Origin of the sequence: Streptomyces sp. NPDC057253 (assembly GCF_042669125.1) — a bacterium.
In the GTDB taxonomy this organism is placed as follows: Bacteria; Actinomycetota; Actinomycetes; order Streptomycetales; family Streptomycetaceae; genus Streptomyces.
Map to the genome: position 1 here is coordinate 15,531 of NZ_JBHUXV010000086.1, position 25,017 is coordinate 40,547.

Below are 25,017 nucleotides of genomic sequence, written 5' to 3' on the forward strand. Positions count from 1 at the left end.
GCCTGCGAGACTGGCTTCCATGCGAATCGTGGTTCTGGCAGGCGGCATCGGCGGTGCCCGTTTCCTGCGTGGTCTGAAGCAGGCCGCGCCGGACGCGGACATCACGGTCATCGGCAACACCGGGGACGACATCCACCTCTTCGGGCTCAAGGTCTGCCCGGACCTCGACACCGTGATGTACACGCTCGGCGGCGGCATCAACGAGGAGCAGGGCTGGGGCCGGGCCGAGGAGACCTTCCACCTCAAGGAGGAGCTCGCGGCGTACGGCGTCGGACCCGAGTGGTTCGGGCTCGGGGACCGGGACTTCGCCACGCACATCGTGCGCACCCAGATGATCGGCGCCGGGTATCCGCTGAGCGCGGTGACCGAGGCGCTGTGCGACCGGTGGAAGCCGGGGGTGCGGCTGATCCCGATGACCGACGACCGGGTCGAGACCCATGTGGCCGTCGAGATCGACGGCGAGCGCAAGGCCGTGCACTTCCAGGAGTACTGGGTGCGGCTGCGGGCGTCGGTGCCGGCCCACGCGGTGGTGCCGGTGGGCGCGGAGCAGGCCAAGCCGGCGCCGGGGGTGCTGGAGGCGATCGCGGAGGCGGACGTGGTGCTGTTCCCGCCGTCCAACCCGGTGGTGTCCGTCGGCACCATCCTGGCCGTGCCCGGCATCCGCGAGGCGATCGCCGAGGCCGGGGTGCCGGTGGTGGGCCTGTCCCCCATCGTCGGGGACGCGCCCGTGCGGGGCATGGCCGACAAGGTCCTCGCGGCGGTCGGCGTCGAGTCCACGGCCGCGGCGGTCGCCGAGCACTACGGCTCGGGACTCCTTGACGGCTGGCTCGTCGACACCGTCGACGCCGGCGCGGTCGAGCGGATCGAGTCGGCCGGCATCCGCTGCCGTGCCGTACCGCTGATGATGACGGACCTCGACGCGACCGCGCGGATGGCCCGGGAGGCGCTGGAGCTGGCGGAGGAGGTGCGCGGAGCTTGAGCGGGACGTCTGCCGAGGCCGACGGCTACCGGGTCTGGGCCGTCACCGGTCTCCCCGAGGTGCAGCGGGGGGACGACCTGGCCAAGATGATCGCCGCCGCCGAGCCCGGCCTGGTCGACGGGGACGTCCTCCTCGTCACCTCGAAGATCGTGTCCAAGGCGGAGGGGCGGGTCGTCGAGGCCGGGGACCGGGAGGCCGCGATCGACGCCGAGACCGTGCGGGTCGTGGCCCGGCGCGGGGCGCTCAGGATCGTGGAGAACCGGCAGGGGCTGGTGATGGCGGCCGCCGGGGTGGACGCCTCCAACACCCCTTCGGGGACTGTGCTGTTGCTGCCCGAGGACCCGGACGCGTCCGCGCGGGCGATCCGGGACGGGCTGCGGGACACCCTCGGGATCGAGGTCGGCGTCGTCGTCACCGACACCTTCGGGCGGCCCTGGCGCGCCGGGCTCACCGATGTCGCCATCGGGGCGGCCGGGGTGCGGGTGCTGGACGATCTGCGGGGCGGGACGGACGCGTACGGCAATCCGCTGAGCGCGACCGTCGTGGCGACGGCCGACGAACTGGCCGCCGCCGGTGATCTCGTCAAGGGCAAGGCCGCCGGGCTGCCCGTCGCCGTGGTGCGCGGGCTGGGGCACGTGGTGGCCGGGGAGCACGGTGAGGGGGCGCGGGCCATGGTGCGCCACGCGCGCGACGACATGTTCCGGCTGGGGACCTCCGAGGCGGTGCGGGAGGCGGTGGCCCAGCGGCGTACCGTACGGGCCTTCACCGACGAGCCCGTCGACCCCGGGGCCGTGCGGCGGGCGGTGGCGCTCGCGGTCACCGCGCCCGCGCCGCACCACACCACGCCGTGGCGGTTCGTGCTCCTGGAGTCCGCCGAGTCCCGGACCCGCCTCCTCGACGCCATGCGGGACGCCTGGATCGCCGATCTGCGGCGGGACGGGAAGTCGGAGGAGTCCATCGCGAAGCGGGTGCGCAGAGGGGACGTCCTGCGGAACGCTCCCTATCTCGTCGTGCCGTGTCTGGTGATGGACGGGTCGCACACCTACGGCGACGGGCGGCGGGACGGAGCCGAGCGGGAGATGTTCGTCGTCGCCGCGGGCGCCGGGGTGCAGAACTTCCTCGTCGCGCTGGCCGGGGAGCGGCTGGGGTCGGCGTGGGTGTCGTCCACGATGTTCTGCCGGGACGTCGTGCGGGAGGTGCTGGGGCTGCCCGGGGAGTGGGATCCGATGGGGGCCGTGGCGGTGGGGCATCCGGCCGAGGAGCCGCGGCCGCGGCCGGAGCGGGACGCGGGGAGTTTCATCGAGGTGCGCTGAGGTGCGTCTAGTCTCATAGGGCTTCGCCAGTTCCTCCCTCTCGTACCTCAGGACATCACTCGTGGCAGGACGTTTCGCTCCCAAGCCCACGCGTACGACCGTGCGCGGTGGTGAGGTCGTCGTACCCGCCGCGCGGCGGGAGGCGGCACCGGTCGAGGCCCCGCTGGTGCGGAACTGGGTGCCGGGGTGGCCGGTCGATCTCGGGCTGGTGCTCGGGGCGCTGCGGCGCGGGCCCGGGGATCCCACCTTCCGGGCGATGCCGGACGGGTCGGTGTGGCGGGCCAGCCGCACGCCGGTCGGGCCGGGGACGCTGCGGGTTCGTGCGTACGGCGGTGAGGTGCGCGGCGAGGCGTGGGGGCCCGGGGGTGAGTGGCTGCTCTCGCACCTGCCGGAGCTGCTCGGGGCCGCGGACGACCCTTCCGCGTTCGTGCCCCGGCACCGGGTCGTGGCGCACGCGTGGCATCGGCGGCCGGGGTTGCGGCTGACGCGGACCGGGCTGGTGCTGGAGTCGTTGATTCCGTCCGTGCTGGAGCAGAAGGTCACGACCGACGAGGCGTATCGGGCGTGGCGGCTGCTGGTGCGGAAGTTCGGGGAGCCGGCGCCGGGGCCCGCGGCGGGTGGGCGGCTGTGGGTGATGCCGGCGCCTCGGACCTGGGCGTTGATTCCGTCGTGGGAGTGGCATCGGGCCGGGGTCGACAACAAGCGGGCGTCGACGATTCTGCGGTGCGTGCGGGTGGCCGCGCGGCTGGAGGAGGCGGTTTCGATGTCGCCTGCCGCTGCGCAGGCTCGGCTGGAGGTGGTGCCGGGGGTGGGGCCCTGGACTTCCTCGGAGGTGGTGCAGCGCAGTCATGGGGCGGCGGATGCGGTGACCGTGGGGGATCTGCATCTGCCGGGGATCGTGGGGTTTGCGCTCGCGGGGGATCGGGATGCGGATGACTCCGTGATGTTGTCGTTGTTGGAGCCGTATGCGGGGCAGCGGCATCGGGCTGCTCGGTTGATCTTGTTGAGTGGGCGTACGCCGGGGCGGCGGGCGCCTCGGATGACTCGGGGGGATATCGGGCGGTTGTGACGGGCGGGGGTGCCGGGGGGAGTTTTTCGCCCCCGCCGCCCCTACCCGTCCCATCCCCCAGGGGCGGCTGCCCCTTCGACCCCGCCTCCAGGGGCTCCGCCCCCGGACCCCCGCTCCTCAAACGCCGGAGGGGCTGGATTTCAGCCGGAGGGGCGGGATCGGTGCGAACGTCGGAGGGGCTTAATTACACGGACTCGCTGACTTCAGGCTCGCGCTTACTGGTCCGACGAGAAGCGGACCGCGCCCGCCGGGATTCTCGCGTCGCACCAGATCCTCATGCCGTCCCGCAGCTCGTTGTCGGGGCCGATGACCGCGCCGTCCCCTATGAACGTGCCGGTGAGGACCGAGCGTTCGCCCACGCGGGCCCTCGTGCCGATCAGGGAGTCGGTGATGACGGCGCCCGGTTCGATGACCGCGCCGGGGAGGATCGTCGAGCCGAAGACTCGGGCGCCTTCCGCGACGTAGGCGCCCTCGCCCACCACCGTGCCGCCCGTCAGCTTCGCGTCGGGGGCGACCCTGGCCGTGGGGAGGATCAGGCGGTCGCCGCAGCGGCCCGGGATCGCGGGGGACGGGGCGCGGCCGAGGACCAGGTCGGCCGAGCCGCGCACGAAGGCCGCGGGGGTGCCGAGGTCCAGCCAGTACGTCGAGTCGACCATGCCCTGGAGATGGGCGCCGGCCGACAGGAGTTCGGGGAAGGTCTCGCGTTCGACGGAGACCGGGCGGCCCTGCGGGATCGTGTCGATGAGGGAGCGGCGGAAGACGTACGCCCCCGCGTTGATCTGGTCGGTGACGATCTCCTCGGGGGTCTGGGGCTTCTCCAGGAAGGCGAGGACCCGGCCGGTGTCGTCGGTGGGGACCAGACCGTAGGCGCGGGGGTCCGTGACCTTGGTGAGGTGGAGGGAGACGTCGGCGCCCGTGGTCTCGTGGGTGCGGACCAGCGCCCTGATGTCCAGGCCCGTCAGGATGTCGCCGTTGAAGACCAGGACCGGGTCGTCGGGGGCGGAGTGCAGCCGTGAGGCCACGTTGCGGATCGCGCCGCCGGTGCCGAGGGGCTCCTCCTCGGTGACGTACTCGAGGTGCAGGCCCAGGGACGAGCCGTCGCCGAAGTGGGGTTCGAAGACCTCCGCCAGGTAACTGGTGGCGAGGACGATGTGGTCGACGCCCGCCGCCTTCGCTCTCGCCAGCTGGTGCGTGAGGAAGGGGACCCCGGCCGCCCGGACCATGGGCTTGGGCGTGTGGACCGTGAGGGGCCGCAGCCTCGTGCCCTTGCCGCCGACCAGGAGGATCGCTTCTGTCACCTGTTGTCTCCGCTTCCTGCCGGGACCGGCCCGAACTGTCATTCGACCGGCAAGTGTATGCAGACCGATGTGCGGTGCCTTCGGCGGCTGTGCGGTGGTGTGCGCCTGCCCCCGACGGCGGTGAAACGGTGGTGCGATCGTCAACGGCCCTGGAGACGCGCCGCGGTCGTGCGGGTGGAGCCGAGCTTGCCGTAGAGCTGCCGGCCGGGGCATTCCGTGGCGAAGCCGTCCCGGTGCCCGGAGATCACGTTCAGTCGTACCTTCTTACCCTTCGGGTAGAGGTTGCCACCGCCCGATTTCAGGGAGGTTTTGCCCTTCGGGTTCGCGCCGTACAGACCGAGCTTCCACGCCGTCAGCCGTGCGACGGCCTTGACCACGGCGGCGGGCGGCTTGGTCGAGCCGTAGCTGCCGAGGACGGCGATCCCCACGCTGTTGCTGTTGAAACCGAGGGTGTGGGCGCCGAGGACCGGCTTCGCCACGCCACCGGCCCGGCCCTCGTAGATGTTTCCGCACTTGTCGACGAGGAAGTTGTAGCCGATGTCGCGCCAGCCCATGCTCTTGACGTGGTAGCGGTAGATACCGCGAATGAGCGAGGGTGCCTGCGCACAGCGGTACCCGTTGCCGGACGCCGTGTGGTGCACGAAGGCCGCCTTGACCTTCTTCGTGTAGACGAACTTCCGCTCGCGCAGCTTCTCGTCGGCGCCCCAGCCGCTCCGGGTGACGATGCGGGGGCGCGGTCCGATGTACGGCTTCACCCGCTGCTGCTTCGTCAACTCCCCCGCGCGCAGGGCGAACAGCTCCTGCTCGGTCCGGGTGCGGTTCAGCGCGGGGATCTCGGCGGCGCCGGGGCCGGCCAGAGGGGCGTTGGCGGCGGCCGCGTCCACCGCGTCGGGGTCGGGGGCCGGTTCGGCGGTGGGGGCGGAGCGGAGTGCGGTGGCGGCCCGCTGGGCTTCGGCGGGCGCGGCTTCCCGGGTGCCGGGCGCCGGCGCGCTCTCCCCCGGGTCCACGAGTTCCAGCCGCAGGCCCGCCGGGAGGGGGGCGCTCGTCGTCGCCGTACGGGAGCCGCGGGCCGTGTCCTCGGTCCTGCGGTCGGACTCGGCGCGGACGCGCACCTCCACGCCGTCCGAGTCGCCCACCCACAGCGGGGCGGTGGCGCCGTGGACGCGGCCGGAGGTGCGCTCGGCGGTGCCGGGGTCGGCGGCGTCGTCGTTGTGGGTCTCCAGGTCCTGCCAGCCGGACCAGGTGTCGGCACCGACAGCACGGGTGCGGACCTGGACGCTGCCGTGCAGTGCGGTGTCCGGGTCGTCCCAGATGACGCCGACGAGGGAGAAGTGCCGTACGTCCCGGCGGGGCAGGCCCTGTTCGGCGGCGGGGGCGAGGGTGCGGTCGCGGGAGGTGAGGGGGGCGAGGGGGAGGGACTGGGTGCTGCCGAGCGGTTCGGCTGCGCCTTGGGCCTTCGCAGCGCCGAGCGGTCCGGCAGCTCGCCGCGCATTCACACCGTCGAGCGCTGCGGCGCCTTTCGCTTCCGCGGCCGGTGCCTGCCTCGCGGTTGCGGGGGACGCCGGTCTCGCCGCGGCGATGGGTGAGGTGAGGGGCAGGGCGAGGGCGGCCGCACAGGTGACGCCGATCGAGGAAGCAAGAAGTCCGCGCATGCTCCCGATCCTGGACATAGTCATATAAATCTGTCCATCCGGGAACTGACGGACCGTCGGGTGCTGTTGCGCCGAACCGGTGGCCCCGCGCGAGGGCGTCGGACCGTGCGCCCGCGTACGCTTTCGCGGGTGAACGCCACTGATCGCACCCCTGCCGACCTGCTGCGTTCCGCGCTCGCCGCGGATCCCGGACGCCCCCTGGTGACCTTCTACGACGACGCCACGGGTGAACGTGTCGAATTGTCCGTGGCCACCTTCGCCAATTGGGTGGCCAAGACCTCGAACCTCCTTCAGGGGGACCTCGCCGCGGCGCCCGGTGACCGGGTGGTGCTGCTGCTGCCCGCGCACTGGCAGACGGCGGTGTGGTTGCTGGCGTGTGCGTCGGTGGGGGTGGTCGCGGACGTCGGCGGGGATCCCGCATCGGCCGACGTCGTGGTGAGCGGGCCGGATTCCCTGGAGGCGGCGCGGGCCTGTTCCGGGGAGCGGGTCGCGCTCGCGCTGCGGCCGTTGGGCGGGCGGTTCCCGCAGGCGCCGGACGGGTTCGTGGACTACGCCGTGGAGGTGCCGGGGCAGGGGGACCGGTTCGTGCCGTTCGCTCCGGTGGATCCTGATGAGGCGGCGCTGGTGGTGGCCGGGCGGGAGTTCAGTGGGGCGGAGGTTGTCGAGCGGGCTCGGGCCGAGGGGGCGGGGGATCGCGTGCTGTCGGGGTTGTCGTACGACACGTGGGACGGGGTGTGTGCGGGGTTGTACGGGCCGCTCGCCAACGGGGGGTCCGTGGTGTTGTGCCGGCATCTGGAGCGGTTGGGTGAGGAGGCTCTCGCCAAGCGGATCGAGGATGAGCGGGTGACGGCCACTCGCCGGTGAGCCGGCGGTTCGATGCCGGGTGCGCGTCGTATGGGGCTGGTCGCGCAGTTCCCCGCGCCCCTGGGGAGGAGCAGTCACCGGAGTGGAGCAGTGCCGGACGACCCCGGTCGCGCCCGCGCGGCGGAGCCGCATATCGATACAGCCCCGCGCCCCTGGGGGGAGCAGTCACCCGGATGGATTAGTACCGGGCCGCCCCCGCACCCCGTTCACGCCATGGTCGTAGGGACAGATCCCTACGCCATGAGGGGTGGGCCGACTCGTGACCGACACTGCTCGTGCCCTCGGGCCCGGTCTCGGTGCTTCGGCTCATGGGGAAGGGCTCGTGCGGCGGCGTCGGCGGCGGTGGCTGCGGGGGGCCGGGGGTGGGGTCGGGGCGGTCGTGCTCGTCGCCGGGGGTGTCGGGTGGGCCCTGTACGCCAAGCTCGACGGGAACATCACGCCCGACGAGGCGGCCGCCGCCGAGCTCGCCCGGTACGAGAAGGAGCGGCCGACCTCCCTCGTGAAGGGCGCGCAGAACATCCTGCTGATCGGGTCGGACTCGCGGTCGGGGGACGGGAACGCGCGCTACGGGCGGGACTCGGGGACCGAGCGGTCGGACACCACGATCCTGTTGCATCTGGACGCCGGGCGGCGCACCGCGACCGCGGTCTCGCTGCCGCGGGACCTGATGGTGGAGATACCGGCCTGCCGGGGACCGGACGGGACCCGCAGCCGGCCCGTGTTCGCGATGTTCAACCACGCCTTCCAGAGGGGTGGTTCGGCCTGCACGATCCGTACCGTCGAGAAACTCACGAACATTCGCGTGGATCATCACATGGTCGTCGACTTCCACGGGTTCAAGGACATGGTCGACGCCGTCGACGGGGTGACCGTCTGTCTCGACGAACCGATCGACGACAAGGCCGCCAAGCTGCGGCTTCCGGCGGGACGGGTGACGCTGAACGGCGAGGAGGCGCTCGGCTATGTGCGGGCCCGCAAGTCCCTCGGCGACGGCAGCGACACCGAGCGGATGGACCGGCAGCAGCGCTTTCTCGGGGCGCTGGTCCACAAGGTGCAGAGCAATGACGTACTGCTGAATCCGGTCAAGCTCTATCCCGTGCTGGACGCGGCGACCTCCTCGCTCACCACCGACCCCGGCCTCGCGAGCCTGCGCGGGCTGTACCAACTCGTGCGCGGGCTCCGGGACATCCCCACGGGGCGGGTGCAATTCCTCACCGTGCCGAGGGAGCCGTACGTCCACGACGCCAATCGCGATCAACTCGCCGAACCCGAGGCCCGGCGCCTTTTCGAACGGTTGCGCAAGGATGCGCCGGTGAAGGTGACGGAGAAAGCCCCGAAGGTTTCAGAACATTCCCATGACCAAGAACCCTATGAAGAATCTGAGAACGTCGGCGGGGTACCCGCCTTCCGCGGCAACACGGCCGCCCAGGACGGTTGCGGGTAAAGCATTTCCCAAGGCGGCGAAGCGGTGTCCGAGCAAATGGGCGGAATGCCCGGTTGTAGGGACGTGGAATTTCTCACGGCCGTAACCTGTCGGCGAATCGGACGGCTAGTGTGAGCGCTCCGGTGCATCCGGCCGACGGAGGATTCAGCAACCGTGGACGCACAAGGCCGTGGGCGGGCGGGCGACATCGACCCCGCAGACCAGTGGGTACTCAACCCGCACACCGGTGAATACGAACTGCGACTGACCCCTTCCGCACCGCAGTCGGGAGTTCCCGGACCCCGCGCATCCGCGCCCGCCCCGAACAGGACGGGCGCCCCCGCCGGGCGTACGGCCCCCGTCGGCCGTACGGCCGCTCCCGTGGCCCCGGGCCGCGATGTGCCGCCGCCGCGCAGACGGCGGGGCGCGCCGCCCGAGGAACCGCTGCCGGGTCGGCGCGGACGCCGGCCGGTCAAGAAGAAGTCGAACGCGAAGAAGGCGCTGCTGTGGACCGGCGGCATCATGGCGTTCGTCCTGATCGCGGCGGCCGGCGGCGGCTACCTCTACATCCGGCACCTGAACGGCAACATCACCTCCGTCTCCGACGACGGGGCGTCCACCGGTGGCTTCCAGACCGACAAGGCCATCAACATCCTGCTGATCGGCACCGACAAGCGCACCGGCGCGGGCAACGAGAGCTACGGCGACAAGAACAGCGTCGGGCACGCGGACACCACGATCCTGCTGCACGTCTCCAAGGACCGTACGAACGCGACCGCGCTCAGCATCCCGCGCGACCTGATCGTGAACGTGCCGGACTGTCCGACCACGCAGGAGGACGGTTCCAGCAAGGTCATCCCGGGCACCGACAGCGTCCGCTTCAACACCAGCCTCGGACAGGGCGGCCGTACGCCCAGCTGCACGGTGCGGACCGTGACCGAGCTCACCGGGATCCAGGCCGACAACTTCATGGTGGCCGACTTCAACGCGGTCAAGACGCTGACCACGGCGGTCGGCGGCGTCGAGATCTGTCTCGCCAAGGACATCGACGACAAGGACTCCAAGCTCAAGCTGTCCAAGGGCAAGCACACGATCTCCGGTGAGGACGCCCTCGCGTTCGTGCGCACCCGGCACTCGGTCGGCTTCGGCGGCGACCTGAGCCGGATCGGGCTCCAGCAGCAGTTCCTGAGCGCGCTGATGCGCAAGCTGAAGTCCAACGACACGCTCACCAGCCCGACCAAGATGCTGAAGCTGGCCGAGGCGGGCACCAAGGCGCTGACCGTCGACTCGCAGCTCGACAGCATCGGAAAGCTGAAGGACCTCGGTCTGGAGCTGGGCAAGCTCAATGTGAAGAACCTGACCTTCACGACCGTGCCGGTCGTCGACAACCCGACGGAGAAGGTCAAGGCGACGGTCGTCCTCAACGACTCGACGGCTCCCACGGTCTTCGACATGATCAAGAACGACGTGTCGTTCACGGAGGTCAAGAAGAAGGCGAGCGCGTCCAAGAGCGCCGAGGCGGCCGAGGAGGCGGCCCGGCTCAAGGGCACCAAGTCGGCCGCGTCCGAGGTGCGGGTGCGGATCCTCAACGGCGGTGCGGCGGCGGGCAGCGCGCAGGCCGAGCTGGAGTACCTCCAGAACGAGGAGGGCGTGCTGAAGTCGGAGAACGCGGGCAACGCGGAGGCGGCGCTGGCGAAGACGACCCTGGAGTACGCCCCCGACCAGGCCGACCAGGCGCGCCGGCTCGCGGACATCCTGGGCCTGTCCGGGGCGCAGCTCAAGCCCGGCAAGAGCGTCACCAACTCCCAGGGTCTGCCGACCATGACCCTGACCCTGGGCAAGGACTTCAAGGGTGCGGGGGTGTCCTTCACGACGGCGACCAAGGCCCCCGAGGGGGTGCAGCAGTCCACGGCCGACAAGGTCGAATGCGCCAAGTGAGGTGACCTGAAGGGCCTGTTGTGCGTCTTACGAGGCGTACGGCAGGTCTTTTCGTTTCGTACGGCAGGCCTTTCGTTTCGTACGGCAGGTCTTTTCGTTCGTTCGGTGTGTGTGAGGGTGGGGAGACAGGGGATGGCGCACAGCAGTGTTCAGGGGGAGGGGACCCGTCCCGAGGTCCGGCCGGTCCAGGCGCCGGGTCCGGAGAGACCGGCGCGGCACGGTCGGCGGCGCGGCAGACGCAAGCACCGGGTGCTGCGCTGGTCGGCGGCCACGCTCGCGGTCCTGATACTCGGCACCGGCGGCGCCGGTTACCTCTACTACCAGCATCTCAACGGCAACATCCGCAAGGGCGAGCGCAGCAGCGGCGACTCCAAGGCACGGAAGGCCGGGGCGAACGCGGCCGGTCAGACCCCGCTGAACATCCTGCTGATCGGCTCGGACAGCCGTAACTCCGACGAGAACGTGAAGCTCGGCGGCAGCAGGGACGACCGGGGCACCCCGCCCCGCGGCGATGTGCAGATGCTCATCCACCTGTCCGCGGACCGCAAGAGCGCCGCGATGGTGAGCATCCCGCGCGACACCCGGGTCGCCGTCCCCAAGTGCCAGGACCCGGACACCGGGGAGAAGTTCCCGGCGACCAACACCATCATCACCAACTCGCTGGCCCGCGGCGGGGCCGGCTGCACGCTCGCCACCTGGCAGAACCTCACCGGGGTCTACATCGACCACTGGATGACCATCGACTTCGCGGGCGTGGTGCGGATGGCGGACGCCATCGGCGGTGTCAACGTGTGCGTCCGGCAGAACGTGTGGGACCACCCGACGGCTTCGGTGCCCGGCGGTTCCGGCCTGAAGATGCGGGCCGGCACCCACAAGGTCGAGGGCAAGGAGGCGCTCCAGTGGCTGCGCACCCGGCACGCCTGGGGCAGTGACCTGATGCGGGCCAGGGCCCAGCACATGTACCTGAACTCGATGATGCGGACGCTGACGAAGCAGAACGTCTTCACCGACACCCCGCGCCTGATGGACCTGGCCGAGGCCGCGACGAAGTCCCTGAAGGTGTCCGAGGAGATCGGCACCGTGAAGAAGCTCTACGACCTGGGCACCCAGCTCAAGTCGGTGCCGCCGGACCGCATCACCTCCGTGACGATGCCGAACCTGGAGGACCCGGAGGACAAGAACCACGTCGTCCCCGACGCCAAGAACGCCGACAAGCTCTGGGAGATGCTCCGCGACGACGTGCCGCTCGACGACAAGGGCAAGGCGTCCGACGCGAAGAAGACCTCCAAGAGCCAGGCCACCAAGGCCCCTTCGACATCGGACGACAGGATCGGTGTCCTCGTGCAGAACGCGACGGCCACCGCCACGCTCGCCCCGGTGAGCGGACGCGCGGGCGTGCTCGCCCAGGAACTCGTGGAGAAAGGTTTCACGCAGGCGTCCAAGGACGCGACGGCGGGACTTTCCGAGGACCGGACGGTCGTGCGCTACCCGAGCGCCGACCTGGAGGGCGACGCACAGCGGGTCGCCAAGTCCCTAGGTATTCCGCTGAGTTCGGTCAAGAAGTCGACCGACGTCTCCGGGGTCACCGTCGTGGTGGGTGCCGACTGGCGTACCGGGACCGCCTATCCGAAGCAGTCCGCGCCCAAGGCCGGTGACCTGCCGGCCAACTCGGACGCCATCAACGGCTCGGACACCAAGCAGTGCATGCCCGTGTACCCGGTCTACCAGTGGTAGTCGAACGGCGCGGGCCGTCCGTACGTACTCCTGCGGAAGGAACAACTCGTACACCAGGACGGTGGACTCGCTTCCAGGGAAATGGGGTGGATTGACCGGTTGCAGGCCCCTGGGTTCGGTCACTGCTTCGCTCGACGCCCGACCGGGCGGCTAGTGTGAGCGATCCAGTGATCCCCGGCCATGAGACCTGTCCTGGGATCGAGCACTGTGTCGACCGAACCGTGCGCCTTCCGGGGGGAAGGTGGCGTGTGGCCCTGACGGAGGATTCGGACCAACGTGGACGCGCAAGGCCATGGGCGGGCGAACGACGTCGATCCCGCAGACCAGTGGGTACTCAATCCGCACACCGGCGAATACGAGCTGCGGCTGGCTCCTTCCGCACCGCAGCCGGCCGTGCCCGGACCCCGTAGGGCAGCCCCCGCGAGAAGCGGCGCCCCCGGCGCCCCCGGCGGCCGTACGACCGCACCCGTGGCCCCCGGCCGCGGTGTCCCGCCGCCGCGCAGACGGCGGGACACCCCCGAGGAGCCGCTGCCGGGGCGGCGCGGGCGCCGGCCGGTCAAGAAGAAGGCGAACGCGAAGAAGGCCCTGCTGTGGACCGGCGGCACCATGGCGTTCGTCCTGGTCGCCGGTGCCACCACGGGCTGGTTCTATCTGAAGCACCTCGAGGGCAACGTCGGCACGACGGACGTCGGCGACGCGGCCGCCAGCAGCTTCAGCAAGGACGAGGCCTTCGACATCCTCATCATCGGCACCGACAAGCGCACCGGTGAGGGCAACGAGGGCTACGGCGACAAGGGCAGCGTCGGCCACGCCGACACCAACATCCTGCTGCACGTCGCCAAGGACCGTTCGAACGCGACCGCGCTCAGCATCCCGCGCGACCTGATCGTCGACATCCCGGACTGCCAGACCAAGCAGCAGGACGGCACCGACGCGGTCGTCCCGGGGCAGGACGGCGTCCGCTTCAACCGGAGCCTCGGTGAGCGCGGCCGGGACGCGGGCTGCACGATGCGCACGGTCGAGGCGGCCACCGGCATCAAGCCCGAGCACTTCGTGATGGCCGACTTCAACGCGGTGAAGACGCTGACCTCGGCGGTGGACGGGGTCGAGGTCTGTGTGGAGAAGGCCGTCGACGACAAGCAGTCCAAGCTCAAGCTCCCCGCGGGCACGTCCAAGGTGGAGGGCGAGCAGGCCCTCGCCTTCGTGCGCACCCGGCACGCCTTCGGCAACCAGGGCGACCTGGACCGGATCAAGGTGCAGCAGCAGTTCCTCGGCTCGCTGATGCGGAAGATGACCTCCGGCGACACCCTCACCAGCCCGACCAAGCTGCTGAAGCTCGCGGAGGCGGCGACCGAGGCGCTCACCGTGGACAAGGCGATCGGCAAGGTCGGCACGCTCAAGGACATCGCCCTGGAGCTGAAGAAGGTGCCGACGAAGAACATCAGCTTCATGACGATCCCGGTGAAGGACAACCCCGCCGAGACGGTCAAGGCGACGGTCGTCGTCGACGAGTCGCAGGCCCCCCAGATCTTCGACGCGATCAAGAACGACGTGTCGTTCACCGAGGTGAAGGCGCAGAAGAAGAAGGAGAAGGCGGAGGTCGCCGCCCGGCTCAAGGGCACCAGGTCGGCCGCCTCGGACGTACGGGTCAGCATCCTCAACGGCGGTGCGCCGGCCGGAAGCGCGCAGCAGCAGCTCGCCTACCTCCAGACCGAGGCGGGCGTGACCAAGTCCGACAACGCGGGCAACGCCGAGGCGACCCTCGCGAGGACGACCCTGGAGTACGACCCCGACCAGGCCGACCAGGCCCGCCGGCTCGCGGACATCATGGGCCTGTCCGGCTCGGCGCTGAAGCCCGGCAAGAGCGTCACCAACGCCCAGGGGCTGCCGGCCATGACCCTCACCCTGGGCAAGGACTTCAAGGGCGCCGGGGTGAAGCTGAACTCCGCCACGGCCGCACCGGCGGCCGGGGCGGCCACCGCCGACAAGGTGCAGTGCGCGAGCTGAGGGCTGGTTACCAGGTCCCGCACAGGTTCGTAGGGCAACCTCACGGGCCCGTCGTATGTCTAAGACGTGCGGCGGGCCCGCGGTGTGACGGCGGGTCCGGTGGGGTGGGTGGGAGGACAGGAACGTTGACAACGCAATACAGCGTGCAGGAAGCGGCACCGGCCACTGAGGCCGAGGGTGGGCGGGGCAGTCGGGGGGCACCGCGCAAGCACCGGCTGCTCAGATGGTCCGCGACCACGCTCGCGGTGCTGATACTCGCGGTGGCCGGGACCGGTTACGCCTACTACCGGCACCTGAACGCCAACATCGAGCAGGACGACCTGAACCTCGGGGACAACAAGGTCGCCGAGCCGACGCCGAACGCGGCCGGCCAGACCCCGCTGAACATCCTCATCATCGGCTCCGACGCGCGGGACAACGAGGAGAACCAGAAGCTCGGCGGCGCCAAGGAGACCTTCGGGGCCACGCCGCTCGCCGATGTGCAGATGCTGCTGCACCTGTCGGCCGACCGCAGCAACATGTCGGTCGTCAGCATGCCCCGCGACACCCTGGTGAAGATCCCCAAGTGCACCGACCCGGACGACGGCAAGGTGTACGCGGCGACGGACGGCCGGGCGATGACCAACCAGAGCCTCGGCCACGGCGGCCCCGGCTGCACGGTGGCCACCTGGCAGGAGCTCACCGGCATCCACATCGACCACTTCATGATGGTCGACTTCGCGGGCGTGGTGTCCATGGCGGACGCCATCGGCGGCGTCCCGGTCTGCGTGGACGCCAACATCCTCTCCCGGGACAGCGCGGGCCACGGCTCCGGACTGAAGCTGGCGGAGGGCACCCACTCCATCAAGGGCGTGCAGGCGCTCCAGTGGCTGCGCACCCGCTACGGCTTCGAGGACGGCAGCGACCTCGCGCGCGCCAAGGCCCAGCACATGTACATGAACTCGATGGTCCGCGAGCTGCGCGAGAACGCGACCCTGAGCAGCCCCAACAAGCTGCGCAAGCTCGCCGAGAAGGCCACCGACGCGATCACCGTCGACCCGGACCTGGGCAGCGTCAAGGCGCTCTACGACCTCAGCAACGAGCTGCGGAAGGTGGAGCCGGCGCGCATCACCATGACGACCATGCCGAACCGGTACGTCGGCGCGCGCGTGGAGCCCACCGAGGACGCCGAGCAGCTCTTCCGGCTGGTGCGCGAGGACATCGCGCTGGACGGCAAGGACGCGAAGAAGGCGACCGCCGAGAAGTCCGAGGAGGCCTCCGACGATCCGGCCGCCGCGAAGGACGAGATCGGGATCCTGGTCCAGAACGGCACCCGCACCGACACCCTGGCCGCGGCGAGCGGCCGCGCGAGCACGGTGGCCGGGCTGCTGACCGAGAAGGGCTACACCAAGGCGGTCGCCGACCGGTCGGGGTCACTGAGCGAGGCGAAGACGCTGCTGCGCTACCCGAGCGCCGAGCTGGAGGGCGACGCCCGGGCCGTCGCCAAGTCCCTCGGCATTCCCATGAGTTCGGTGAAGAAGTCCACCGACGTCTCCGGGGTCACGCTCGTGGTGGGCGCGGACTGGCGCGAGGGTACGACGTACAAGGCGGCCAAGCAGGACAACACCACCCCGAAGACGGCCGAGGCCCTCAACGGGGCGGACGAGTCGGCCTGCATGCACGTGAACCCGGGGTTCACCTGGTGAGGTGACTCACACCTCGTTCAGCACGGCGGGTCGTCGCGAGGCGATGACCCGCCTGGCGAGCGAGCGCGGGCTGGTCAGGAAGCCGTACCCCCAGCTCATGTGCATGGTGGCGAGGGCCACGGGGATCTGGAGCCGGGCCTTCAGCGGCAGCCCCCTGCCCGCGGGCAGCGAGCCGAGGACGATCGCCGCGAGGTAGCCGCCGGGGACCAGGAAGCCGAGCGGGGTCAGCGCGGCGCCGACCACGATCCCGGCCGCGATCGCGCACACCGCGGTCGGCGGGGCGAGGTAGCGCAGGTTGATGGAGCCCTCGTGGTAGCGGGCGACGACGTGCCGCCAACGGCCGTAGTCCTTGTACTGCTTGGCGAGGGCCTTGACGCTCGGCCGCGGGCGGTACGACACCTTCAGCTCGGGCGAGAACCAGATCAGCCCGCCCGCCTCACGGATCCGGAAGTTGAGCTCCCAGTCCTGGGCGCGGATGAACTCCTCGTTGTAGCCGCCCTGTTGCTCCAGCGCCTCGCGCCGGAAGACACCGAGGTACACGGTCTCGGCGGCCTGTGCCTCGCCGCCCGTGTGGAAGGCGGCGTTGCCGACACCGATCTTCGAGGTCATCGCGGCGGCGACCGCGTGCTCCCAGTCGTTCTCGCCCTCGGCGTGCATGATGCCGCCGACGTTCTGCGCGCCGGTCTCCTCCAGGAGCCGTACGGCGGTCGCGATGTAGTTCGGCGAGAGCATGCCGTGCCCGTCGACGCGGACGACGATCGGGTGCCGGGAAGCCTTGATCGCGGCGTTGAGGGCGGCGGGAGTGCGGCCGGCGGGGTTGGGGACGGTGTGCACGCGCGCGTCTTCGGCGACGAGCTCGGCGGCGATCTCGTCCGTGCGGTCCGTGGACGGACCGAGGGCGAGCACGACCTCCATCTCGCCGGCGTACTCCTGCGCGAGGATCGCTTGGACGGCTCCGCGCAGATGCCGCTCCTCGTCGAGGACGGGCATGATCACAGAAACGGCGGGGAGCCGCACGTCGGGCTTGGCGTTCATAGGGGGCTCACGTTACCGCGAACGGGGGACACGGACGCGCCCCGCCCGGGGCGGTGCCGGTCGTCGCAGATCGTATCTGCCTACGGTGCTCACGATCCCTCGTTCGGCTGCCCTCGCGGAGGTGTTCCCCCATGCCCGCCACGCCGCCCCGCCCCTCCGCCGCCCGCCCTCGCCCCCGGCAGCGCCGCCCCGTCCGGCCCCCCGCACGACGCAGGCGGCCGCGCTGGGCCCTGCGGGCGGCGACCACGCTGTCCGTCGTCGTGCTCGCCTCCGCCGGGATCGGGCACGCGGTGATGACCAGCCTCGACGCGGACATCGCGCGCGTGGACCCCTTCAAGGACATGAAGAACCGGCCGCGCGCCGGACACGGCATGAACGTGCTGCTCGTCGGCACCGACGGCCGCGACAAGATCACCGAGGCGGAGCGGCAGAAGTACCGGCTGGGCGGCGCGCCCTGTCACTGCACCGACACCATCATGATCGTGCACATCTCGGAGGACCGGGAGCGCGCGAGCGTGGTGAGCCTGCCGCGCGACTCCTACGCGGTGACACCCCCGCACGTCGACGCGACCACCGGGGAACGCCATCAGGGACATCCCCTCAAGATCAACGCGGCGTACGCGGAGGGCGGTCCGCAACTGACGGTCCGGACCGTGGAGTCCATGACCCACGTGAAGATCGACCACTACCTGGAGGTCGACTTCACCAGCTTCATGAAGACGGTCGACGTGCTCGGCGGCGTCGAGATCTGCAACGCCGACCCGCTGAAGGACGCGTACACCGGCCTCGACCTGGCGGCGGGCCGGCACCGGCTGATGGGCGGACAGGCGCTCCAGTACGTCCGCTCCCGGCACGCCGACGGCTCCTCCGACCTCGGCCGGATGAAGCGCCAGCAGCGTTTCCTCGCCGCGCTGATCGACCGGGCCACGTCCTCCGGGATCCTGCTGAACCCGATGAGGTTCCGTGACGTCACCCGGGCCGTCCTCGGCTCGGTGCGCGCCGACAAGGGCTTCGGCACCGACGAACTCCTCGACCTGGGCCGGGCGATGCGGAACTTCTCCCCCTCCTCCTCCGAGTTCACCACCGTGCCGATCGGGCAGATGGGATATGTCGTCCAGGGCGTCGGCTCGACCCTGAAGTGGGACCCCGCGAAGTCGGCGCAGCTCTTCAGGGCCCTGCGCGAGGACCAGCCCCTCGCCGCGCACAAGCCGCGCAGCAAGGCGCTCCTCGTGCCCGTGTCCCCGCAGCAGATCCGCGTCCAGGTCGAGAACGGCACGGCGACGGCGGGACTCGGCAAACGCGTCGACGCGGAGCTGGCGTCGACGGGCTTCCGCACGACGGGCACCCCCACGAACTCGCCCACCCCCGCGACCAAGCGCACGGTCATCACCTACGACCCCCGCTGGGACCGCTCGGCCCGCTCCCTGGCCGCGGCCCTCCCCGGCAGCGAACTACGAGCGGTCAAGGGCCAGGGCGCCGTCCTGAAGGTCGTCGCGGGCACGGACTTCGAGCACGTACGGAAGGTACGGGCCGAGGACGAGTTGCAGGGGGAGTTCGGGGTGGTCACGGGGGACGAGGTGGGGTGCGTGTAGGCGGAGGCGGGTGACACGGTCGCGCCTCGTGGCCGACGTCACATCACGCGTCTCCGCTCGCCCCCTCAGTCGTCTCAGTCGTCGAAGCCCTCCGCCGCCCGCTTCTCCCGCAGTTCCTTGATCGCCCGGCGCCGCGCGAGGCGGTGGGTGCGGCGGATCTGGGCCTCCTGGTAGCGGCGCTCGTCGCGTTCCGTCTCCGGGAGCACCGGGGGGACGCGGCGGGGCCTGCCGTCGGCGTCCACGGCCGCGAAGACCAGGTAGGCCGAGCCGACCTGGGTGGCCGGGGTCGACTCGTTCCAGCGTTCGGCCAGGACCCGTACGCCGACCTCCATCGAGGTCCGGCCGGTCCAGTTGACCTGAGCCTTCACATGGACGAGGTCACCGACCCTGACCGGCTCCAGGAACGCCATCTCGTCCATGGAGGCGGTGACCGCGGGCCCGCCGCTGTGCCGGCCCGCCACCGCTCCCGCCGCGTCGTCCACCAGTTTCATGATCACGCCGCCGTGCACCGTACCGAGGAGGTTGGTGTCGGCCTGGGTCATGATGTGGCTCAGCGTGGTGCGGGACGCCGAGGTGGGCTTTCCCGGGATCTCCGGAGTACCCGGTTCGGCGGCGGCGGTGGCCTGGTCAGTCATGGCCCCACCCTATGCTGTGTGACAATCCGGGAATTTGTGTCAGCTTGGCAACAGCGCTGCCCTGATTTTCCGACGACCCTTGTGAAGGGCACAGCGGGTACCTGCACACTGGGGCCCATGAACGATTGGCCCGAGGGATGGTCCGGCGACAACCGCGGCGACCGGTACGGACGCGGCAGCGCGAGCGCACAGCCCGAGAGCGCCCGCGTGATGCGGCAGGTCCGCCGCGGTCAGGCGCCGCCGTACAGCGCCGGCGTGCCCCCGCAGCAGGGGTACGTCAACGGCCAGGGCCATGGCGGTGACTACGACGGGTACGACAGCGGCTACAACACCGGCCAGGTCTACGGCAGCCCCGGCGGCGGTGGCTACGACGGCCCCGGCGACACGGGCGGCGGCCGGGGTCCGCGGCCCGCGCCGAACTGGCGCAAGCGGATCAAGTGGACCGCGATCGTGGTGATCACCGGGCTGGTCGTGACGACCGTCGGCACCTACTTCTGGGCCGACTCCAAGCTCAACCGCGAGGTCGACCTGTCCAAGGTCATCGACCGGCCGGAACAGGGCGACGGCACCAACTACCTGATCGTCGGCTCCGACAGCCGCGCCGGGCTCTCCTCCGAGCAGAAGAAGCAGCTGCACACCGGCTCCGCCGAGGGCAAGCGCACCGACTCGATGATGATCCTGCACACCGGCAGCAACGGCGACACCCTGATCTCGCTGCCGCGTGACTCGGACGTGGAGATCCCGACCTTCGTGGGCTCCGAGTCCGGCAAGACGTACAAGGGCACCGGGCGGCACGTGAAGCTGAACGCCGCGTACGCCGAGGACGGGCCCGAGCTGCTGGTGCGCACGGTCGAGTTCAACACCGGGCTGCGCATCGACCACTACGTCGAGATCGGCTTCGCCGGCTTCGCGAGCATCGTGGACGCGGTCGGCGGCGTCGAGATCGACATCGACAAGGGCTTCAAGGACAAGTACTCCGGCGCCGACTTCAAGGCGGGCAAGCAGACGCTGAACGGCGACCAGGCGCTCGCCTTCGTCCGCACCCGGCACGCCTTCGCCGCGTCCGACCTCCAGCGCACCAAGAACCAGCAGAAGTTCCTAGCGGCCCTCGCCCACCAGGTGGCCACCCCGGGCACGGTCCTGAACCCCTTCAAGCTCTACCCGACGCTCGGCGCGGGCCTGGACTCGCTCATCGTCGACAAGGACATGGGCCTGTACGACCTGGGCTCCATGTTCTTCGCGATGAAGGGCGTCAACGGCGGCGACGGCACCTCGCTGAACATGCCGATCTCCGGGTCCACCGGAGGCAACCTCGTCTGGGACAAGGCGAAGGTGAAGCAGCTGGTGCAGGAGCTGAACAACGACGAGAAGGTCACGGTCACCGGCAACTGAGCCCTACGCCCGCCGGGCCGAGGCGAGCAGGGCGGTGCACGGCAGCACCAACCGCCCTGCCCCGTCGGCGAATTCGCCCGCGAGACGGTCGTACTCCCGCCTGATCCGTACGACCGTCCCGGGGCTCTGCGAGGTGACGACCAGGCCGATGGTGCCGATGCCGGCGGCGGCCCCGCTCCACCACTCCTCGGCGGTGGGGCGGTGCTCCCAGGCCACCTCCGCGCACCGGACGTCCACGAGGCCGGCCTGTGCGAGCAGCGCCGCGAACCCCTCCGTCGTACGGCCGAAGTCCTCGTCGGGGTCGAGGCGGGGCAGGTGGTCCGGCGGTACCGCTCCCGCGGCCTCGCAGGCCCGGCCCAGCAGTTCCATCCCGCTCTGGCGGCCGGCGGCCCACACGGTCAGGGCCGCCGTGCCGCCCGGCCGCAGCACCCTGCGCAGCTCCGCCAGCGCGGTGCGGGGGCGGCCCACGTGGTTGAGGACGAAGTTGCCGACCACGGCATCGAACTCGGCGTCCGGGTAAGGGAGTTCGGGCAGCACGCCGATGCGGGCGTCGAGCCCGGCCGCCCGTGCCGCCGCGACCATCCCGGGATCGGCGTCCACCGCGCTCACCCGTGCCCCGCGGGCCGCCGCGGCCAGGGCCGCCGTACCGGTGCCGGTGCCGACGTCCAGGACGCGCGTGCCCTGCTCGATCCCGGCCGCGTCCAGCAGCGCCCGCACCGGATGCGCGCACAGCCGCGCGAAGCTGCCCGCGTACGCCTCGCTGCGCCCCGCCCACATCGTCCGCTCGGCCTCGTCGAAGGCCTCGGTCGCACTCGTCATGGCGCCAGCCTGCCGCAGACACGGTCGAGGGCACCCGGCAGGGCGCCCTCGACGGCGGCCGACGGGTGTCGGCCCGCGGGTGTCACATCGCCATGCCCGCCATCGCCCGACAGGTCTCCACGCAGCGGCGACACGCCTCGGCGCACCGCATCAGCTGGGGATCGTCCGGCATGGACATACACGCCTCGGCGCACATCTCGCACGCCTTGGCACACATCGCGCACATCTCGGCCGACATGGGCGAGCGGCGCATCATCATGTCCGCGCACATGCGGGTCATGTCGGCGCAGTCCATGAGCGCACGCATGATCTGCATCTGCGCCTGGCCGCCCATCTGCATGCAGGAGCTCATGGTCTCCTCGCACACGCTGTGGCACTCCATGCACGCCGCCACGCAGTCCTGCATCTCCTTGCTCATCGCGGACATGCTCTCGGCCTGGGTCATGGCTCCTCCTGGGGGACGTGGAAGCCCGGGTCGGGCTCCATGTCCTTCCGTCCTACGCCCCTCTCAGTCCGGGCGCCATCGGGCGGACACCACCAATCCGCCCCGAAACGCCCCACCCGCGACATGACAAAAGCCCCCGGAACACCTCCCGGGGGCTCAGTCGTCGCCGCAACGGGCGGTCGGCTACGGCAGGTTGCGCGCCATCACGATCCGCTGGACCTGGTTCGTGCCCTCGTAGATCTGTGTGATTTTGGCGTCGCGCATCATTCGCTCCACCGGGTAGTCCCGCGTGTAGCCGTACCCGCCCAGCAGCTGGACCGCGTCCGTGGTGACCTCCATGGCCACGTCGGAGGCGAAGCACTTCGCCGCGGCGCCCTGGAAAGTGAGGTTCTTGTCGCCGCGCTCGGAGGCGGCCGCGGCCTGGTAGGTCAGGGCGCGGGCGGCCTCGATCTTCATGGCCATGTCGGCGAGCATGAACTGGATGCCCTGGAAGTCGGCGATGGCCTTGCCGAACTGCTTGCGCTCCTGGACGTAGCCCTTGGCGTAGTCGAGGGCGCCCTGGGCGACGCCGAGGGCCTGGGCGGCGATGGTGATGCGGGTGTGGTCCAGGGTCTTCATCGCGGTCGAGAAGCCGGTGCCCTCCTCGCCGATCATGCGGTCGGCAGGGATGCGGACGTTGTCCAGATAGACCTCGCGGGTGGGCGAGCCCTTGATGCCGAGCTTCTTCTCCGGGGCGCCGAAGGAGACGCCCTCGTCGGCCTTCTCGACGACGAACGCCGAGATTCCCTTGGAGCGCTTGGTGGGGTCGGTCACGGCCATCACGGTGTAGTACTCGGACTCGCCCGCGTTGGTGATCCAGCGCTTGACGCCGTTGAGGATCCAGTGGTCGCCGTCGCGGACGGCCTTGGTCTTCATGCCGGCCGCGTCGGAGCCGGCGTCGGGCTCGGAGAGGGCGTAGGAGAACATCGCCTCGCCCTTGGCGAGCGGGGTCATGTACTTCTTCTTCAGCTCGTCCGAGCCGGAGAGGATCACCGGGAGCGAGCCCAGCTTGTTCACCGCGGGGATCAGGGAGGAGCTCACGCAGACGCGGGCGACCTCCTCGATCACGATGACGGTGGCCAGCGCGTCGGCGCCGGCGCCGCCGTACTCCTCGGGGACGTGCACGGCGTGGAGGTCATTGGCGACCAGGGCTTCCAGGGCCTCGCGCGGGAAGCGGGCCTCCTCGTCGACCGCGGCGGCGTGGGGCGCGATCTTCGCCTCCGCCAGCGAGCGGATGGCGTCCCGGAGCATGTCGTGCTCCTCGGACGGGCGGTACAGGTCGAAGTCAGCCGATCCGGCCAAGGTCTCTCACGCTCCAAGGACGCTGCGATGCCTGTGCTAATTACCGTTAAGTAACTCAAATTTTAGGGGCCTGCCCGCGGGAGTGATACGTGAGCTTGGCGACAGGGGGAAGGACCGGGGGAAACTGCCCGGCACCCGCCCCGACTATGCTCGGGCACCGCACGACCGCAGACCCCCTCTGGAGACCCCATGAGCCTCAAGATCACCGTGATCGGCACCGGCTACCTCGGCGCGACGCACGCCGCGGCCATGGCCGAACTCGGGTTCGAGGTGCTGGGGCTCGACGTGGTGCCCGAGAAGATCGAGATGCTCCAGCGGGGCGAGGTCCCGATGTTCGAGCCCGGTCTGGAGGACCTGCTGCGCAAGCATGCCGCCGGGATCGAGGGCTCCACGGGCCGGCTCCGCTTCACCATGTCCTGGGAGGAGGTCGGCGCCTTCGGTGACGTGCACTTCGTCTGTGTGAACACGCCTCAGCGGCACGGCGAGTACGCCTGCGACATGTCGTACGTCGACTCCGCGATCGCCTCCCTCGCCCCGCACCTGACCCGGCCGGCCCTCGTGGTCGGCAAGTCGACGGTGCCGGTCGGTTCCGCCGACCGCCTCGCCCGCTACCTGGCCGACCACTCCCCCGCGGGCGCGGACGCGGAGCTGGCCTGGAACCCGGAGTTCCTGCGCGAGGGCTTCGCGGTGAACGACACGCTGCACCCGGACCGGATCGTGGTCGGCGTGCGCAGCGAGCGCGCGGAGAAGCTGCTGCGCGAGGTGTATGCCACGCCGCTGGCGGAGAGCACGCCGTTCGTGGTGACCGACTTCCCGACCGCCGAGCTGGTGAAGACCTCCGCGAACTCCTTCCTCGCCACGAAGATCTCCTTCATCAACGCGATGGCGGAGATGTGCGAGGCCTCCGGCGGCGATGTCGCACGGCTCGCGGAGGCGATCGGGTACGACGACCGGATCGGCCGGAAGTTCCTGCGGGCCGGGATCGGCTTCGGCGGCGGCTGTCTGCCGAAGGACATCCGGGCCTTCATGGCCCGTGCGGGTGAGCTCGGTGCCGACCAGGCGCTGACCTTCCTGCGCGAGATCGACTCGATCAACATGCGCCAGCGCGGGCAGATGGTGGAGCTGGCCCGGCAGATACTGGGTGGCGGGCCGTTCCTCGGCAAGCGGGTCGCGGTGCTCGGCGCCACCTTCAAGCCCGACTCGGACGACGTGCGCGACTCCCCCGCGCTGAACGTGGCCGGTCAGATCCACCTCCAGGGCGGCCAGGTCACGGTGTACGACCCGAAGGGCATGGCCAACGCCCGCCGCCTCTTCCCGACCCTCGGCTACGCCGACACGGCCGTGGACGCGGTCCGCGGCGCCGACGTCGTGCTGCACCTCACGGAGTGGCGGGAGTTCCGCGACCTGGACCCGGCGGCCCTCGGCGAGGTGGCGGCCTCGAAGACCATCCTGGACGGCCGCAACGCCCTGGACCCGACGCTGTGGCGCAAGGCGGGGTGGACGTACCGGGCGATGGGGCGACCTACGGCCTGAGCGGGGCTGGGGGCGGCTCCGCCCACGACGGGACTTCCGTACAGGTGCACACGGCGCGGCCGGAATCAACGGCCCTGGGTGCGCCGGGAATTGGCCCGTGCGCGGCCCCGACGGGGGCCGGGAGGTCCTCCGGTGAGGTTCCGTGAGGTTCTCGTGGCCCGCCGTCTCCCGGTGGGCCCGCACCCGGCCGTTCACGGGTTTGGCACATGCTCATGCCCACCGCGGACTTCCTCACCGCGAGCTGTTGACCCATGGGTGAACGC

The 25,017-nt window shown here is 70.7% G+C and carries 19 protein-coding genes; 12 read left to right on the top strand and 7 right to left on the bottom strand.

The window, feature by feature from the left end; genetic code table 11:
- Positions 1-19 precede the first annotated feature (19 nt).
- The 3 genes from cofD to ACFULQ_RS34640 all read left to right on the top strand — a co-directional run bounded on the left by cofD (position 20) and on the right by ACFULQ_RS34640 (position 3,361).
- The gene (gene cofD, locus ACFULQ_RS34630) at positions 20-979 is read left to right on the top strand and encodes a 2-phospho-L-lactate transferase (protein WP_383551638.1); all 960 of its coding nucleotides are present in this window, start codon (positions 20-22) and stop codon (positions 977-979) included.
- The gene (locus ACFULQ_RS34635) at positions 976-2,292 is read left to right on the top strand and encodes a coenzyme F420-0:L-glutamate ligase (protein ID WP_383551640.1); all 1,317 of its coding nucleotides are present in this window, start codon (positions 976-978) and stop codon (positions 2,290-2,292) included. The genes cofD and ACFULQ_RS34635 overlap by 4 nt, the downstream gene beginning before the upstream one ends.
- Positions 2,293-2,353: 61 nt before the next feature.
- The gene (locus ACFULQ_RS34640; RefSeq protein WP_383551642.1) at positions 2,354-3,361 is read left to right on the top strand and encodes a DNA-3-methyladenine glycosylase family protein; all 1,008 of its coding nucleotides are present in this window, start codon (positions 2,354-2,356) and stop codon (positions 3,359-3,361) included.
- Between the two features lie 215 nt (positions 3,362-3,576).
- Here ACFULQ_RS34640 and ACFULQ_RS34645 read toward each other — a convergent pair whose 3' ends face one another.
- On the bottom strand, positions 3,577-4,659 hold the full coding sequence (locus ACFULQ_RS34645) for a sugar phosphate nucleotidyltransferase (protein ID WP_383551644.1): 1,083 nt from the start codon (positions 4,657-4,659) through the stop codon (positions 3,577-3,579).
- A gap of 140 nt (positions 4,660-4,799) precedes the next feature.
- The gene (locus ACFULQ_RS34650) at positions 4,800-6,311 is read right to left on the bottom strand and encodes a peptidoglycan recognition protein (RefSeq protein ID WP_383551646.1); all 1,512 of its coding nucleotides are present in this window, start codon (positions 6,309-6,311) and stop codon (positions 4,800-4,802) included.
- Positions 6,312-6,440: 129 nt separating this feature from the next.
- On the opposite strand from ACFULQ_RS34650, the gene ACFULQ_RS34655 reads away from it, so the two are divergent.
- The 6 genes from ACFULQ_RS34655 to ACFULQ_RS34680 all read left to right on the top strand — a co-directional run bounded on the left by ACFULQ_RS34655 (position 6,441) and on the right by ACFULQ_RS34680 (position 15,962).
- Complete coding sequence (locus tag ACFULQ_RS34655) at positions 6,441-7,175, top strand: TIGR03089 family protein (RefSeq protein WP_383551648.1); 735 nt, start codon at positions 6,441-6,443, stop codon at positions 7,173-7,175.
- 259 nt (positions 7,176-7,434) lie between these two features.
- A complete protein-coding gene (locus ACFULQ_RS34660; RefSeq protein ID WP_383551650.1) occupies positions 7,435-8,619 on the top strand; it encodes an LCP family protein in 1,185 nt (394 codons plus the stop codon).
- Between the two features lie 153 nt (positions 8,620-8,772).
- Positions 8,773-10,536, top strand: coding sequence for an LCP family protein (locus tag ACFULQ_RS34665; protein WP_383551652.1), 1,764 nt, complete (start codon positions 8,773-8,775; stop codon positions 10,534-10,536).
- A 132-nt stretch (positions 10,537-10,668) separates the two neighbouring features.
- Entirely contained in the window at positions 10,669-12,270 is a 1,602-nt protein-coding gene (locus tag ACFULQ_RS34670; RefSeq protein WP_383551654.1) for an LCP family protein, read from the top strand.
- A gap of 276 nt (positions 12,271-12,546) precedes the next feature.
- Positions 12,547-14,277 carry an LCP family protein gene (locus tag ACFULQ_RS34675; RefSeq protein WP_383551656.1) on the top strand — a complete coding sequence of 577 codons (1,731 nt, stop codon included), beginning with the start codon at positions 12,547-12,549 and terminating at the stop codon, positions 14,275-14,277.
- A 143-nt stretch (positions 14,278-14,420) separates the two neighbouring features.
- Positions 14,421-15,962 carry an LCP family protein gene (locus ACFULQ_RS34680; protein ID WP_383551676.1) on the top strand — a complete coding sequence of 514 codons (1,542 nt, stop codon included), beginning with the start codon at positions 14,421-14,423 and terminating at the stop codon, positions 15,960-15,962.
- Between the two features lie 6 nt (positions 15,963-15,968).
- Here ACFULQ_RS34680 and ACFULQ_RS34685 read toward each other — a convergent pair whose 3' ends face one another.
- A complete protein-coding gene (locus ACFULQ_RS34685) occupies positions 15,969-16,997 on the bottom strand; it encodes a glycosyltransferase family 2 protein (RefSeq protein ID WP_383551658.1) in 1,029 nt (342 codons plus the stop codon).
- Positions 16,998-17,128: 131 nt separating this feature from the next.
- On the opposite strand from ACFULQ_RS34685, the gene ACFULQ_RS34690 reads away from it, so the two are divergent.
- Complete coding sequence (locus ACFULQ_RS34690; protein WP_383551660.1) at positions 17,129-18,589, top strand: LCP family protein; 1,461 nt, start codon at positions 17,129-17,131, stop codon at positions 18,587-18,589.
- A gap of 74 nt (positions 18,590-18,663) precedes the next feature.
- On the opposite strand, the gene ACFULQ_RS34695 is transcribed toward ACFULQ_RS34690, so the two are convergent.
- Positions 18,664-19,224, bottom strand: coding sequence for an acyl-CoA thioesterase (locus tag ACFULQ_RS34695; protein ID WP_383551662.1), 561 nt, complete (start codon positions 19,222-19,224; stop codon positions 18,664-18,666).
- Positions 19,225-19,341: 117 nt separating this feature from the next.
- On the opposite strand from ACFULQ_RS34695, the gene ACFULQ_RS34700 reads away from it, so the two are divergent.
- The gene (locus tag ACFULQ_RS34700; protein WP_383551664.1) at positions 19,342-20,616 is read left to right on the top strand and encodes an LCP family protein; all 1,275 of its coding nucleotides are present in this window, start codon (positions 19,342-19,344) and stop codon (positions 20,614-20,616) included.
- Positions 20,617-20,619: 3 nt separating this feature from the next.
- Here ACFULQ_RS34700 and ACFULQ_RS34705 read toward each other — a convergent pair whose 3' ends face one another.
- The 3 genes from ACFULQ_RS34705 to ACFULQ_RS34715 form a co-directional block, all read right to left on the bottom strand.
- Positions 20,620-21,435, bottom strand: coding sequence for a class I SAM-dependent methyltransferase (locus ACFULQ_RS34705; protein ID WP_383551666.1), 816 nt, complete (start codon positions 21,433-21,435; stop codon positions 20,620-20,622).
- An 82-nt stretch (positions 21,436-21,517) separates the two neighbouring features.
- Positions 21,518-21,880 carry a four-helix bundle copper-binding protein gene (locus ACFULQ_RS34710; protein WP_383551668.1) on the bottom strand — a complete coding sequence of 121 codons (363 nt, stop codon included), beginning with the start codon at positions 21,878-21,880 and terminating at the stop codon, positions 21,518-21,520.
- 183 nt (positions 21,881-22,063) lie between these two features.
- A complete protein-coding gene (locus ACFULQ_RS34715; protein ID WP_383551670.1) occupies positions 22,064-23,221 on the bottom strand; it encodes an acyl-CoA dehydrogenase in 1,158 nt (385 codons plus the stop codon).
- 189 nt (positions 23,222-23,410) lie between these two features.
- Here ACFULQ_RS34715 and ACFULQ_RS34720 point away from each other — a divergent pair, with 189 nt between their 5' ends.
- A complete protein-coding gene (locus ACFULQ_RS34720; RefSeq protein ID WP_383551672.1) occupies positions 23,411-24,754 on the top strand; it encodes a UDP-glucose dehydrogenase family protein in 1,344 nt (447 codons plus the stop codon).
- The last annotated feature ends 263 nt before the right edge of the window (positions 24,755-25,017 follow it).

What these genes read in the sequence shown, in the direction of transcription:
- cofD (WP_383551638.1), top strand. Translation starts at nt 20, where the DNA reads ATGCGAATCGTGGTTCTGGCAGGCGGCATCGGCGGTGCCCGTTTCCTG.
- ACFULQ_RS34650 (WP_383551646.1), bottom strand. Translation starts at nt 6,311, where the DNA reads ATGCGCGGACTTCTTGCTTCCTCGATCGGCGTCACCTGTGCGGCCGCC.
- ACFULQ_RS34670 (WP_383551654.1), top strand. Translation starts at nt 10,669, where the DNA reads ATGGCGCACAGCAGTGTTCAGGGGGAGGGGACCCGTCCCGAGGTCCGG.
- ACFULQ_RS34685 (WP_383551658.1), bottom strand. Translation starts at nt 16,997, where the DNA reads ATGAACGCCAAGCCCGACGTGCGGCTCCCCGCCGTTTCTGTGATCATG.
- ACFULQ_RS34690 (WP_383551660.1), top strand. Translation starts at nt 17,129, where the DNA reads ATGCCCGCCACGCCGCCCCGCCCCTCCGCCGCCCGCCCTCGCCCCCGG.
- ACFULQ_RS34695 (WP_383551662.1), bottom strand. Translation starts at nt 19,224, where the DNA reads ATGACTGACCAGGCCACCGCCGCCGCCGAACCGGGTACTCCGGAGATC.
- ACFULQ_RS34700 (WP_383551664.1), top strand. Translation starts at nt 19,342, where the DNA reads ATGAACGATTGGCCCGAGGGATGGTCCGGCGACAACCGCGGCGACCGG.
- ACFULQ_RS34705 (WP_383551666.1), bottom strand. Translation starts at nt 21,435, where the DNA reads ATGACGAGTGCGACCGAGGCCTTCGACGAGGCCGAGCGGACGATGTGG.
- ACFULQ_RS34710 (WP_383551668.1), bottom strand. Translation starts at nt 21,880, where the DNA reads ATGACCCAGGCCGAGAGCATGTCCGCGATGAGCAAGGAGATGCAGGAC.
- ACFULQ_RS34720 (WP_383551672.1), top strand. Translation starts at nt 23,411, where the DNA reads ATGAGCCTCAAGATCACCGTGATCGGCACCGGCTACCTCGGCGCGACG.